The 14,528-nt window shown below is 36.8% G+C and carries 13 protein-coding genes; 12 read left to right on the top strand and 1 reads right to left on the bottom strand.

What is annotated here, in order from left to right:
• The first annotated feature begins 38 nt into the window (after positions 1-38).
• From rbsR to inhA2, 8 genes are all read left to right on the top strand, one after another.
• The gene (gene rbsR, locus MKO96_RS23305) at positions 39-1,010 is read left to right on the top strand and encodes a ribose operon transcriptional repressor RbsR (RefSeq protein WP_000104028.1); all 972 of its coding nucleotides are present in this window, start codon (positions 39-41) and stop codon (positions 1,008-1,010) included.
• Positions 1,011-1,023: 13 nt separating this feature from the next.
• The gene (gene rbsK, locus MKO96_RS23300; protein WP_087979442.1) at positions 1,024-1,920 is read left to right on the top strand and encodes a ribokinase; all 897 of its coding nucleotides are present in this window, start codon (positions 1,024-1,026) and stop codon (positions 1,918-1,920) included.
• On the top strand, positions 1,917-2,312 hold the full coding sequence (gene rbsD, locus MKO96_RS23295) for a D-ribose pyranase (RefSeq protein WP_000716160.1): 396 nt from the start codon (positions 1,917-1,919) through the stop codon (positions 2,310-2,312). The genes rbsK and rbsD overlap by 4 nt, the downstream gene beginning before the upstream one ends.
• A gap of 18 nt (positions 2,313-2,330) precedes the next feature.
• On the top strand, positions 2,331-3,815 hold the full coding sequence (gene rbsA / locus MKO96_RS23290) for a ribose ABC transporter ATP-binding protein RbsA (protein WP_240588828.1): 1,485 nt from the start codon (positions 2,331-2,333) through the stop codon (positions 3,813-3,815).
• A 2-nt stretch (positions 3,816-3,817) separates the two neighbouring features.
• Positions 3,818-4,753: an ABC transporter permease subunit gene (locus tag MKO96_RS23285; protein ID WP_001074645.1), complete on the top strand. Its 936-nt coding sequence runs from the start codon at positions 3,818-3,820 to the stop codon at positions 4,751-4,753.
• 14 nt (positions 4,754-4,767) lie between these two features.
• Entirely contained in the window at positions 4,768-5,694 is a 927-nt protein-coding gene (gene rbsB, locus MKO96_RS23280; protein WP_087979445.1) for a ribose ABC transporter substrate-binding protein RbsB, read from the top strand.
• Between the two features lie 34 nt (positions 5,695-5,728).
• Complete coding sequence (gene fsa, locus MKO96_RS23275) at positions 5,729-6,376, top strand: fructose-6-phosphate aldolase (RefSeq protein WP_000667662.1); 648 nt, start codon at positions 5,729-5,731, stop codon at positions 6,374-6,376.
• Between the two features lie 316 nt (positions 6,377-6,692).
• Positions 6,693-9,092, top strand: coding sequence for a M6 family metalloprotease immune inhibitor InhA2 (inhA2, locus tag MKO96_RS23270; protein WP_240588827.1), 2,400 nt, complete (start codon positions 6,693-6,695; stop codon positions 9,090-9,092).
• Between the two features lie 284 nt (positions 9,093-9,376).
• Here the strand turns inward: inhA2 and MKO96_RS23265 are convergent, their stop codons facing one another.
• Positions 9,377-10,555: an MFS transporter gene (locus MKO96_RS23265; protein WP_240588826.1), complete on the bottom strand. Its 1,179-nt coding sequence runs from the start codon at positions 10,553-10,555 to the stop codon at positions 9,377-9,379.
• A 226-nt stretch (positions 10,556-10,781) separates the two neighbouring features.
• Between MKO96_RS23265 and bdhA the strand changes: the two genes are divergently transcribed.
• The 4 genes from bdhA to sph all read left to right on the top strand — a co-directional run bounded on the left by bdhA (position 10,782) and on the right by sph (position 14,484).
• Positions 10,782-11,834 carry a (R,R)-butanediol dehydrogenase gene (gene bdhA / locus MKO96_RS23260; protein ID WP_000645834.1) on the top strand — a complete coding sequence of 351 codons (1,053 nt, stop codon included), beginning with the start codon at positions 10,782-10,784 and terminating at the stop codon, positions 11,832-11,834.
• 118 nt (positions 11,835-11,952) lie between these two features.
• Positions 11,953-12,297 (top strand): potassium channel family protein, encoded by a 345-nt coding sequence (locus tag MKO96_RS23255; protein WP_000948235.1) that lies wholly within the window; start codon positions 11,953-11,955, stop codon positions 12,295-12,297.
• A gap of 260 nt (positions 12,298-12,557) precedes the next feature.
• A complete protein-coding gene (gene cerA / locus MKO96_RS23250; RefSeq protein WP_000731006.1) occupies positions 12,558-13,409 on the top strand; it encodes a phospholipase CerA in 852 nt (283 codons plus the stop codon).
• Between the two features lie 73 nt (positions 13,410-13,482).
• Positions 13,483-14,484: a sphingomyelinase C gene (gene sph, locus MKO96_RS23245; protein ID WP_098654588.1), complete on the top strand. Its 1,002-nt coding sequence runs from the start codon at positions 13,483-13,485 to the stop codon at positions 14,482-14,484.
• The last annotated feature ends 44 nt before the right edge of the window (positions 14,485-14,528 follow it).

The raw sequence follows: 14,528 nt of genomic DNA, 5'->3' as shown, positions 1-14,528 counted from the left end.
TTTCTGTAAACGGTTACATGAAATGGAGAGGAAAGAGAATGAGTACGATTAAAGACGTTGCAAAATTAGCGGGAGTATCTGTTGCGACCGTTTCCAGAGTGTTAAATAAAAATGGATATGTTCATGAAGATACATTAAAGAAAGTAGAGCGAGCGATTGAGATGCTAGATTATAAACCTAGTACAGTAGCGCGTTCACTGTATAATAAAAAATCTCGTTTAATTGGCTTAGTTGTTCCAAATATCGTGAATCCATTCTTTCCAGAAGTTGCACGTGCCGTAGAAGATGTAGCGCATAAGCAAGGATACACAGTTGTCCTTTGTAACTCTGATGAGAGTTTAGAGAAAGAAAAGCAATATATTGATGTACTTAGGCAAAATAATGTGGATGGATTTATTGTAGCAACAAATCCACAAAATAGTGTTAATTACATGAAGTTGTCTGTTCCAGTTGTTGCAATTGACCGTATGTTTAATGAGCGTATTCCTACTGTATATGCAGATAACTATGCAGGGAGTCAGGCAGCGACAAAGTTATTAATAGATAAAGGGTGTAAACATATTGCGCATATTCGCGGACCGCGTGACGTAAGCACGGCTAATGAGCGTTTTGAAGGTTTTGTAGACGTTATTACGCAAAATAATCTTTCTTATATGATTGCAGAGAGTACATTTGATCCAGCTAATAGTGAGCGTGTAGCGGTGGAACTATTAGAAGAATACCCACATATTGATGGAATTGTTGCTGGGAATGATTTAATTGCAATAGGTATTGTAAAGGCTGCACTTCAAAAGGGGATTTCTATTCCGGATAATTTACAAATTATCGGATTCGATGGAATTTCTTTAACAGAAATGATGTATCCATCTATTACAACTGTTGCACAGCCAATTTATGAAATGGGGAAAATTGCAACAGAGCTGTTGTTAGAGCAGATGGAAGGAAACGTATTAGAAGAGAAACACTATCGTTTACCGATTGAAATTATAGAACGAAATACAACGAAGTAAGGAGATGAAACAGATGCCAAATATTGCAGTAGTAGGTAGTATTTCAATGGACTTAGTGGCTGTTTCAAAAAAGCGTCCGAAAGCAGGAGAAACAGTAATTGGTGAAGCATTTCATACAATCCCGGGAGGGAAAGGAGCCAACCAAGCGGTTGCTGCAGCTAGATTAGGCGCAAATGTAGCGATGGTTGGAGCGGTAGGAAACGATAATTATGGAACTGTAGTTAGGAGCAATTTAGAGAACGAACGCGTTTTTATCGACTATGTGGTACCGGTTACAGATGCAGCGACAGGAATTGCTCATATCGTTTTAGCAGAAGAGGATAACAGTATTGTTGTCGTGCAAGGAGCGAATGCTCTTGTAAATGAGTCGGTTGTAGATCGTTCGAAAGATCTTCTTATAAAAGCAGATATGGTTGTTCTTCAACTAGAGATTCCACTTGAAACAGTAAAATATGTATTGGCTATTTGTGAGGAGCATAATATTCCAGTTATGTTAAATCCAGCACCAGCACAAGTGTTATCAGAAGATATTTTAGAAAAGGCAACTTATATTACACCAAATGAACATGAGTGCCGCATCGTATTAGATGATTTCACATCACCAATTGAAGATTTGCTGGCTAAATATCCAAATAAATTATTGATGACAGAAGGTTCTAAAGGTGTTCGTTTCCATAATGGTACGGAGATTGTACATGTTCCTAGCATCGCTGTTGATGTAGTAGATACGACCGGAGCTGGTGATACATTCAATGGTGCATTAGCAGTTGCGCTTTCTGAAGGAGAAACACTTCAAAAAGCAATTCGTTTTGCGAATATTGCTGGTGGCCTTTCTGTAACGAAACTTGGAGCACAGGGCGGTATGCCAACGAGAGATAGAGTACGTGAAGTACAGGTGATTGTCGGATGAAAAAGCACGGTGTATTAAACAGTGAGATTGCATCAGTCCTTGCTTCACTTGGACATACAGATACGATTGTAATCGCAGACTGCGGGTTACCAATTCCTGACGGAGTAAAACGAATTGATTTAGCTGTTGAGATTGGAAAACCTAGCTTTTTAGACGTATTGCAAGTGGTAGCTGATGATATGGCAATTGAAAAAGTAACGTTAGCAGAAGAAGTCATTAACAATAATGCGGAAGTAAATAAAGAAATCGAGCTGAAATTAATAGAGCCAGCATTTGAATATGTATCGCATGAACAATTTAAAGAGCACACGAAGAAAGCGAAAGCAATTATTCGTACAGGAGAGGCTACTCCTTATGCCAATGTAATTTTACATGCAGGCGTGATTTTTTAATAAAAGGAAGTGATGGGAATGCGTATTGAAATGAAAAATATTTCTAAGGCGTTCAATGGCAATCCTGTTTTGAAGAATGCACAGTTTATGATTGAAACAGGGGAAGTCCATGCATTGATGGGGGAAAATGGAGCGGGTAAATCAACGCTCATGAAGATTTTAACAGGTGTATACAAAAAAGATGGTGGAACAATCACGATTGATGGACAAGAACGAACTTTTAAAAATGCGAAAGAAGCAGAAGAGTACGGTATTGCATTTATACATCAAGAATTGAACATATTATCGAACTTAACAGTAGCTGAAAATATGTTTCTCGGTAAAGAGTTAATGTATGGGAAGACAGGTATTTTACGTACGCGTCAAATGAACGCGATTGCGCAGCAGCAACTAGCGGAGTTAGGGTTACATGTAAAAGGCGCTATGTTGGCAGGAGAGTTATCGGTTGGACAACAGCAAATTATCGAAATTGCGAAAGCGTTAATGACAAACGCGAGCGTTATTATTATGGATGAACCTACAGCTGCATTAACAGATCGTGAAATTGAAACGTTGTTTACTGTCATTAATAAATTACGTAAAGAAGGCGTTTCGTTCGTTTATATCTCACACCGAATGGAAGAAATTTTTTCAATATGTGATGCCATTACGATTTTACGTGATGGGGAATACGTAGGAAAGAGACTTATTCCGGAAACATCATTTGATGAAGTAGTGAGTATGATGGTGGGGCGCAGCATTGGTGAACGTTACCCAGAGCGAAATAGTCAAATTGGCGATGTCATTTTTGAGATGCGTAACGGAACGAAAAAAGGGAAGTTTGAAAATATTTCGTTTCAAGTGAGAAAAGGTGAAATCCTTGGTGTTGCTGGCTTGATGGGAGCTGGCCGTACAGATATTATGAAAGCGATATTTGGATACGAACCTTTAGATTCTGGCCAAATTTTTATAAATGGACAAGAAGTAAAGATTGATAGTCCGATAGATGCGATTAGACAAAGAATAGCTTTTATTACAGAGGATAGAAAATCTGAAGGGTTAGTTTTAGATTTCTCAATTCGAGAAAATTTAGCCTTACCGAATTTAGAAATTCTTTCAAAGGGAAGTGTCTTAAGTAACGAACTAGAACAACAGTTTACAGCGGATATGATGAAACTTCTTAATGTGAAAGCAGCTAGTGGAGAGCAAGCGGTGAAATCTCTTTCTGGTGGAAATCAGCAAAAGGTCGTTATTGCAAAATGGCTAGGTATCCACCCGCAGTTACTCATTTTAGATGAGCCAACAAGGGGTGTAGATGTTGGAGCGAAAAAAGAAATTTACTCTATTATGAATAAGCTTACTGAGCAAGGCGATGCCGTTATTATGGTATCATCTGAGCTTCCAGAAGTTTTAGGAATGAGTGATCGCGTTCTTGTTATTCATGAAGGAAAAGTCGGCGGCATTTTAGAGAAAGATGAGGCATCACAAGAGTCTATTATGGCACTAGCTACAGGGGGAGAGTAAGGATGGCTAAGAAGGGGAATGTATTACAACAACTCGGTTCTTTAATCGGTTTAGTATTAATTATCGTCGTAATTACAGCTTTAAATCCGGCATTTATTGAGATTCCAAATTTATTTAATATACTGCGTCAAGTATCGATTAATGCGCTTATTGCATTCGGAATGACCTTTGTAATTTTAACAGGGGGTATTGACTTATCGGTAGGTTCTATTTTAGCATTATCAAGTGCACTTGTTGCTGGAATGATGGCAAGTGGCATGGACCCGTTCCTTGCGATGGCAGTTGGATTATTAGCTGGTCTTGTAATGGGAATTGTAAACGGTATCATCATAGCGAAGGGAAAAGTAGCTCCATTTATTGCAACTTTAGCAACAATGACTATTTTTCGCGGGTTGACGCTTGTTTATATGGACGGACGTCCGATCACTGGCCTTGGTGATCATTTAATGTTCCAAATGTTTGGCCGCGGTTATTTTCTCGGTATTCCGGTACCGGCTGTTACAATGATGGTCGCTTTCGCAGTACTGTACTTCATTTTGAAGAAAACGACATTTGGTCGCCGTACATTTGCAATTGGTGGAAATGAAGAAGCAGCAGCATTATCAGGTATTAATGTTACGAGAATTAAAGTAATGATTTATGGTCTTTCCGGAATTTTGGCAGCGCTTGCAGGTATTGTCTTAACATCACGACTAGATTCTGCACAGCCGACTGCAGGTACTTCTTACGAATTAGATGCAATTGCAGCAGTTGTATTAGGTGGAACAAGTCTTTCTGGGGGAAGAGGATGGATTGTTGGTACATTCATCGGTGTACTTATTATCGGTGTACTAAATAACGGTTTAAATTTATTAGGTGTATCTTCTTTCTTCCAACAAGTTGTAAAAGGACTTGTAATCTTACTAGCTGTATTGATTGATCGCCGAAAAGAAGCGTAATGGAGGGATAGTTCATGAAGAAATGGTTACTTATACTCGTTGCATGTATTATGGTCATTACTGCTGGTTGTTCAATGGAACCACCAGAATGGGCAAAGGATTCTAGCGATAAAGGTCGAAATAAAACTATTAAAGTTGGATTCTCTGTTTCAACTTTAAACAATCCATTTTTTGTGACTTTGAAAAAAGGGGCAGAAAAGAAAGCGAAAGAAAGCGGCATTGAATTGATTGCTGTTGATGCACAAAATGATGCAGCAAAGCAAACAAATGATGTTGAAGATTTAATTCAAAAAGGTGTCGATGTAGTTGTTATTAATCCAACCGATTCAGATGCTGTTGCTTCAGCAGTAAGTGCGGCAAATGCAGCAAATGTCCCTGTTATCACTGTAGACCGCGTTGCAAATTCAGGTAAAGTTGTTTCTCACATTGCCTCTAATAATATTGAAGGTGGTCAAATGGCTAGTGATTACATTCGTGAATTAGTTGGCGAGGGAGCAAATGTTGCTGAATTAGAAGGAATCCCTGGCTCTTCTGCTGCTCGTGAGCGCGGGAAAGGATTCCATAACGTAGCGGATAAGTCTTTAAAAGTAGTTGCAAAACAAGCAGCTGATTTTGATAGAGCAAAAGGATTATCTGTTATGGAAAACATTTTGCAAGCAAATAGTGATATTAAAGCCGTGTTTGCGCATAACGATGAAATGGCATTAGGGGCACTTGAAGCATTGAAGTCTTCTGGAAAAACAGATGTAGTCGTTGTTGGTTTTGATGCAACAGAAGATGCTGTAAAAGCGGTTAACGATGGGCGTATGGCTGCAACAGTTGCTCAAAAACCGGAATTAATCGGGGAGAAGGCGATGCAAACAGCAAAAGAGATCACGCAAGGTAAAAAAGTAGACAAATCTATTCCGATTGAATTAGAGCTTATTAAGAAAAATAAATAAATATAAAATGAAAATTAGGAAGGAAGAATAACAAATGAAATTCTTTATCGATACAGCAAACATTAACGAAATTAAAGAGGCAAATGCATTAGGAGTATTAGCTGGAGTAACGACAAATCCATCACTTGTAGCAAAAGAAGGCGTAGATTTCCACGAGCGTATTCGTGAAATTTGCAACGTTGTAGAAGGACCTGTAAGTGCAGAAGTAATTAGCTTAGAAGCTGATAAAATGATCGAAGAAGGAAAAGAGTTAGCGAAAATTGCTCCAAACGTTGTTGTAAAAGTTCCAATGACAACAGAAGGTTTAAAAGCAGTAAAAGCATTCTCTGACTTAGGAATTCGTACAAACGTTACATTAGTATTCTCAGCAGTTCAAGCATTACTTGCAGCTCGTGCTGGTGCAACATACGTTTCACCATTCTTAGGTCGCTTAGACGATATCGGTCATAACGGTATGGACCTAATCCGCCAAATCGCAGAAATCTTTGCAATTCACGGCATTGAAACAGAAATCATTGCAGCATCTGTACGTCACAGTGTTCACGTAACAGAAGCAGCATTAAACGGTTCACATATTGCAACAATCCCAGCAAACGTAATTGCTTCATTAGTGAAGCACCCATTAACAGATCAAGGAATTGAGAAGTTCTTAGCTGATTGGGAAAAAACACAAGAGAAATAATAGAAAATCGAGAATCCTAGTTTAATTGACTAGGGTTCTTTTTTATTTAAAAGAATTTTCATGCAATTTTGCATATTGTCTTTTAAATTTGTTATATAAGCTATTTAATATATATCAAATCACTTTTTATTTTTCATATTTCGACATAAAAAGGTAGAGGTTCTGACCAGAAAACTGGAGGGGCATGATTCTATAACAGAAAGCTTAACGTTTATAGAATTATGCCTTTTTATATAGGGAGGGCAGAAAATAGGGATTTCGATTTAAATGCACTCATTTATCTGAATTTTAAGTTTTATAAAAGGAGAGAAATAGAATGAGAAGAAAAGCGCCATTTAAAGTGTTGTCATCATTAGCAATTGCGGCAATTATCGGATGCACATCTGTAATGAGTACTCCGCTAGCATACGCAGAAACGCCAGCAAAAGAGAAAGAAAATGTATCTACAACAACAATTGATTACAATTTAATTCAAGAGGATCGTTTAGCGGAAGCGTTGAAAGAAAGAGGAACAATTAATCCAGCATCTTCTAAAGAAGAAACGAAAAAAGCTGTAGAAAAGTATATTGAAAAGAAACAAGGCGATCAGGCAAATAAAGAAATTCTTCCAGCGGATACTGCTAAAGAGGCATCTGATTTCGTGAAAAAAGTAAAAGAGAAGAAAATGGAAGAAAAGGAGAAAGTAAAGAAACCTGAAAAAAATGTTAGTCCTGAGCAAAAACCAGAACCAAATAAAAAACAATTGAATGGACAAGTCCCAACTTCTAAAGCAAAGCAAGCGCCATATAAAGGGTCAGTTCGAAATGATAAAGTATTAGTATTACTCGTTGAATTTAGTGATTATAAACATAATAATATTGATCAAACACCAGGGTATATGTATTCGAATGACTTTAGTAGAGAGCATTATCAAAAAATGTTATTTGGTAATGAACCGTACACATTATTTGATGGTTCAAAAGTAAAAACGTTTAAACAATATTATGAAGAGCAGTCTGGCGGTAGTTATACGACGGATGGATATGTAACGGAATGGCTAACTGTTCCAGGAAAAGCGTCTGACTACGGTGCTGATGGTAGTAGTGGTCACGATAATAAAGGACCAAAAGGCGCACGTGATTTAGTGAAAGAAGCTTTACATGCAGCTGCTGAGAAAGGGTTAGATTTATCTCAATTTGATCAATTCGATAGATATGATACAAATGGTGATGGAAATCAAAATGAACCTGATGGTGTAATTGATCATTTAATGGTAATCCATGCTGGCGTTGGTCAAGAAGCTGGTGGCGGTAAATTAGGTGATGATGCAATTTGGTCACATCGTTCAAAACTAGCAATAGATCCAGTAGCGGTTGAAGGTACAAAATCAAAGGTAGATTACTTTGGTGGAAAAGTAGCGGCGCATGATTATACAATTGAACCAGAAGATGGAGCAGTAGGTGTATTTGCGCATGAATTTGGACATGATCTTGGCTTACCAGATGAATATGACACGAAATATACTGGAACTGGTTCACCTGTCGAAGCATGGTCATTAATGAGTGGAGGTAGTTGGACAGGGAAAATTGCAGGAACAGAGCCAACTAGTTTCTCACCACAAAATAAAGACTTCTTACAAAAGAATATGGGCGGCAACTGGGCAAAAATTTTAGAAGTAGATTACGATAAAATTAAGCGTGGAGTAGGAGTTCCTACATATATTGATCAAAGTGTTACGAAATCCAATCGTCCAGGCGTTGTACGTGTTAACTTACCAGGTAAAAGTGTTGAAACGATTAAACCGGAGTTTGGAAAGCATGCATATTATAGTACAAGAGGAGACGATATGCATACAACACTAGAGACACCATTCTTTGATTTAACAAAAGGAACAAATGCAAAATTCGATTATAAAGCAAATTATGAGTTAGAAGCAGAGTGCGATTTTGTCGAAGTGCATGCAGTAACAGAAGATGGAACGAAAACATTAATTGATAGACTTGGAGAAAAAGTAGTCCAAGAAGATAAAGATACAACAGATGGAAAATGGATTGATAAATCATATGATTTAAGTCAATTTAAAGGAAAAAAAGTGAAACTGCAATTCGATTATATTACAGATCCGGCTGTAACATATAAAGGTTTCGCAATGGATAATGTAAATGTAACTGTTGATGGACAAGTTGTATTTTCTGATGATACAGAAGGACAGGCTAAAATGAATTTAAATGGTTTTGTTGTTTCTGATGGAACAGAGAAGAAAGCTCATTATTACTACTTAGAGTGGAGAAACTATGCGGGATCAGATAATGGATTAAAAGCAGGAAAAGGTCCGGTGTATAATACAGGTCTTGTCGTTTGGTATGCAGATGATAGCTTTAAAGATAACTGGGTTGGGGTACATCCAGGTGAGGGCTTCCTTGGCGTTGTAGACTCTCATCCAGAAGCACTTGTTGGTAATTTAAACGGGAAACCAGCGTACGGTAATACAGGTATGCAAATTGCAGACGCTGCATTTTCATTTGATCAAACACCAGCATGGAGTGTAAATTCATTAACACGTGGACAGTTTAACTATTCTGGATTACAAGGTGTTACAACTTTTGATGATTCAAAAGTATATAGTAACAAACAAATTGCAGACGCAGGAAGAAAAGTTCCAAACCTTGGACTTAAATTCCAAGTTGTTGGACAAGCAGAGGATAAATCGGCAGGCGCTGTTTGGATTAAACGTTAATAACATAAAAGCACATTCTTCATATGAAGAGTGTGCTTTTCAATTTGTACAGTAAGTTATTATTTTAGCTTATGTAATACAAGTGTCTGTTCATATGTAGTGTATCAAATTATGTGGGGAAAGGAAATATTTCCGAGGAAATTGTCGAAGTATCGTCAGTATTTATAAACTTTTTTGGTAAAAGGAGAAATGTAGTATTGTCTTTATACATAAGCTTATTTACAGTATTACTTGGTTATATGCAAAAGTAATATATATTAGGCGAAAAAAAGACAATGATGGGGTTATCCCATCATTGTCTTTTTTACTTTGCTTTTTGCTTTACTTTTTATTTTGCTTCTTACATAAATCATTCCAGCGAATGTTAATAAGAATGCAGTTCCGATAACGAAGCTGACGCTAGGGGATGCCCCGATTGCACCAACTGTAAAGGATCCAGCAACAACTCCTAATGAGAAGAAAGCATAAAACAATCCGAATGCTTTTCCGCGCTTATCATCTGTCGTATTTTCAACAAGTAATGCATTTATCGATGGGAAAAGGATAGCGAATCCAATGCCATAAATCATCATAACGATAAAGAGCATACCTTTTGTTGCGAATAATCCAAGTAAAGATAACGCGAATGCCATTACTGCAATCCCAATTAGCATGAGTTTTGAACGATTAAATCGATCGTAAATACGGTTTGTTGGTAGCAAGAAGAAGAGGATAGCGGTAATTCCGAATACACTTAGCATCATGCCTGTTGTAGATGCTTTAAGTGCTAATGCCTCAACTTTCACTGGTAGCATATAAGTGACAATTCCTTGTGAGAACATTAGTGTGAAAGCACCAATATATGCTTGCAATAACGGTTCTGATTTCAATAGTTCAATCATATCTTCTTTGTTCATCATTTGTGTTCTTGAGGTATCTTTTCTTGATACGTTATTTGGTAAGAAGAATAGAGATACGATTGTACCAAGGACCATTAAAATAGAAATGGTGATGAACACCCACTCTATACCAGCAGTTGCTTTCATAATTCCACTGAAAGCCGGTCCTACAATTGCCGCTGTTCCAACAGCAGCACCAGATAGAGCCATTGCCTTACCTTGTCTTGCTGAATTTGTTTGTTTTGATAAAAATGTAAAGGCAGCAGGAATTAAAAATCCGTCACTAAAGCCGTGCATAAAGCGCACAACTAATAGTTGTTCACCACTTTGAACAACGGTGTATAACAAGACTATGAAACTCGTAAGTCCCATGCTTATATAAAGTATTTTTTTTGCACCAAATTTATCGACAGCAGCGCCAGCAATAATATTACCGATCATATTAGCGAATGAGTACATACCGACAACTAGCCCAATAATAAGAGGAGATCCTCCAAGACTTTGAGCGAACGTACTCATAATAGGTAATTGTGAAAATGTATCTAGAAACGCTACGATAACAATAAAGTAAATAAAATATTTCAAGCGATATTCACCTCTCCTATGCTATTATGGCATAATGCTAATTTCAACCGCAATGAAATTAGCATTAACAGATGTGGAAAAAAGTACAAAGTGACAAAATATTGAACGTTATTTGTTAAAATTTAGTGGGGATGAGATTGTTTTTTTGAAATATATGGATAGAAGTATTATAATAGATTGGTAAACTTCACCAGGTTAAGTATATACGTAGAGAGGGATGTATAAAATGAAAGCATTACTTTGGCATAATCAACGCGATGTACGAGTAGAAGAAGTACCAGAACCAACTGTAAGACCAGGAGCAGTTAAGATTAAAGTGAAATGGTGTGGTATCTGCGGAACAGACTTGCATGAATATTTAGCAGGACCTATTTTTATTCCAACAGAAGAGCACCCATTAACACACGTAAAAGCACCGGTTATTTTAGGTCATGAGTTTAGTGGTGAGGTAGTTGAAATCGGTGAAGGCGTTACTTCTCATAAAGTGGGAGATCGCGTCGTTGTAGAACCAATTTATTCTTGTGGTAAATGTGAAGCTTGTAAACATGGACATTACAATGTTTGTGAACAACTTGTTTTCCACGGTCTTGGCGGAGAAGGCGGCGGTTTCTCTGAATATACAGTAGTACCAGAAGATATGGTCCACCATATTCCTGATGAAATGACGTATGAACAAGGTGCACTTGTAGAACCAGCAGCGGTAGCAGTTCATGCAGTACGTCAAAGTAAATTAAAAGAAGGGGAAGCTGTAGCAGTATTTGGTTGTGGTCCAATTGGGCTTCTTGTCATTCAAGCAGCTAAAGCAGCAGGAGCAACTCCTGTTATTGCAGTAGAACTTTCTAAAGAACGTCAAGAGTTAGCAAAATTAGCAGGTGCGGATTATGTATTAAATCCAGCTACTCAAGATGTACTAGCAGAAATTCGTAACTTAACAAATGGTTTAGGTGTAAATGTGAGCTTTGAAGTAACAGGTGTCGAAGTAGTACTTCGTCAAGCGATTGAAAGTACAAGCTTTGAAGGACAAACTGTAATTGTTAGTGTGTGGGAAAAAGATGCGACAATTACGCCAAACAACCTTGTACTAAAAGAAAAAGAAGTTATCGGTATTCTAGGATACCGTCATATCTTCCCAGCTGTTATTAAATTAATTAGCTCTGGCCAAATTCAAGCAGAGAAATTAATTACGAAAAAAATCACAGTGGATCAAGTTGTTGAAGAAGGATTTGAAGCACTTGTAAAAGATAAAACACAAGTGAAAATTCTTGTTTCACCTAAATAATAGAGAATAGTAAAAAATAGCCCTTTTCTAGAAATAGAAGAGGGCTACTTTTTTTCTATACAGAAAGGTGATAGACTTTCCTTTAACTACAGGTATTTTGTTTGGAAGGGGAAGTCTAATGCTTTCATTTATGTTGACATTGAAACGGATGCTAAAAGCTTGTTTACGAGCGTGGAAAGATAAAGAATTTCAAGTATTATTCGTATTAACATTTCTAACATTAACATCTGGTACAATTTTTTATAGTACAGTTGAAGGATTACGTCCTCTTGACGCTTTATATTTTAGTGTGGTCACGTTGACGACTGTCGGTGATGGGGATTTTAGTCCGCAAACTGATTTCGGAAAGATATTTACAATCTTATACATATTTATTGGGATTGGATTAGTGTTTGGATTTATTCATAAGTTGGCAGTTAATGTACAACTGCCAAGTATATTATCGAATAGAAAAAAAGAGTAAAGCATGTGGATGCTTTACTCTTTTTTTACATTAGTTTAGACAATCATTTGCAGTAGATTAACAATACTTTATTACAATATAAGTGCATTCATTATATTCACTATGTATAAAGTTATAATGATATGAACATTTGCATATTTTAATTTATTGATAGAAATTTCATGAAAGGTGGGATATTCTAGTCATAGGTTAACCGGACGATATCATAGGATCCTAACAAAAAGTTTACAATAATTCAATTATAAAATGGAGGATTTCAGATGAAAAAGAAAGTACTTGCTTTAGCAGCAGCTATTACATTAGTAGCGCCGTTACAAAGTGTTGCATTTGCTCATGAAAACGATGGGGGAAGTAAAATAAAAATAGTTCATCGCTGGTCTGCTGAAGATAAACATAAAGAAGGCGTAAACTCTCATTTATGGATTGTAAACCGTGCCATTGATATTATGTCTCGCAATACAACACTTGTAAAACAAGATCGAGTTGCACAATTAAATGAATGGCGTACGGAATTAGAAAATGGTATTTATGCTGCTGACTATGAAAATCCTTATTATGATAATAGCACATTTGCTTCACATTTCTATGATCCAGACAATGGAAAAACATATATTCCATTTGCAAAGCAGGCAAAAGAAACTGGCGCTAAATATTTTAAATTAGCTGGTGAATCATATAAAAATAAAGATATGAAACAAGCATTCTTCTATTTAGGATTATCTCTTCATTATTTAGGAGATGTAAACCAACCGATGCATGCGGCAAACTTTACAAATCTTTCGTACCCACAAGGATTCCATTCTAAATATGAAAACTTTGTAGATACGATAAAAGATAATTATAAAGTAACGGATGGAAATGGATATTGGAACTGGAAAGGTACAAATCCAGAAGATTGGATTCACGGAGCGGCAGTAGCAGCGAAACAAGATTACGCTGGCATTGTAAATGATAATACGAAAGATTGGTTCGTAAAAGCAGCTGTATCACAAGAATATGCAGATAAATGGCGCGCTGAAGTTACACCAATGACAGGTAAGCGATTAATGGATGCACAACGTGTTACTGCCGGATACATTCAGCTTTGGTTTGATACGTACGGAGATCGTTAAGTATTAAAAAAAAGGTCAAATCTCACAATAGAGTATTTGGCCTTTTTATAACTAATACATGGAGGTATGAAGCGTGAAAGGAAAATTGCTAAAAGGTGTACTTAGCTTTGGGATTGGTTTAGGAGTTTTATACGGAGGATCTTCAGCTCAAGCAGAAACATCTACAAATCAAAATAATACTTTGAAAGTGATGACGCATAACGTGTATATGCTATCAACAAATTTATATCCGAACTGGGGACAAAGTGATCGTGCTGATTTAATTGGGGCGGCAGATTATATAAAGAATCAAGACGTTGTTATATTAAATGAAGTGTTTGATAATAGCGCATCAGATCGTTTGTTAGGGAATTTGAAGAAAGAATATCCAAATCAAACAGCGGTATTAGGTCGTAGTAACGGAAATGAATGGGATAAAACGTTAGGTAGCTATTCATCTTCAACTCCTGAAGATGGGGGCGTTGCAATCGTGAGTAAATGGCCGATCGTTGAAAAGATTCAATATGTATTTGCAAAAGGATGCGGGCCAGATAATTTATCGAATAAAGGATTTGTATACACGAAAATTAAGAAAAATGATCGTTTCGTTCATGTAATTGGGACGCATTTGCAGGCTGAAGATAGTATGTGCGGAAAAACTTCACCTGCATCTGTACGTACAAACCAGCTAAAAGAAATTCAAGATTTTATAAAAAATAAGAATATACCAAATGACGAGTACGTCCTATTTGGTGGCGATATGAACGTGAATAAAATAAATGCAGAGAACAATAGTGACTCAGAGTACGCATCTATGTTTAAAACATTGCACGCTTCTATTCCATCTTATACAGGACATACAGCAACTTGGGATGCGACGACAAACAGTATTGCGAAATACAATTATCCAGATGCATCTGCTGAACATTTAGATTATATTATTGCAAGTAAAGATCATGCGAATCCATCATTTATAGAGAATAAAGTATTACAACCTAAATCTCCAAAGTGGTCTGTTACATCATGGCTCAAAAAATATACGTATGATGATTATTCTGATCATTATCCAGTAGAGGCAACTATTTCTATGAAATAGTCCTAAAAAAGTTTCTTCTTAAAATAGGAAGAAACTTTTTTATT

It is taken from the genome of Bacillus sp. ES1-5 (genome assembly GCF_022487605.1).
In the GTDB taxonomy this organism is placed as follows: domain Bacteria; phylum Bacillota; class Bacilli; order Bacillales; family Bacillaceae_G; genus Bacillus_A; species Bacillus_A wiedmannii.
This window is presented reverse-complemented; position numbering and strand designations above follow the sequence as displayed.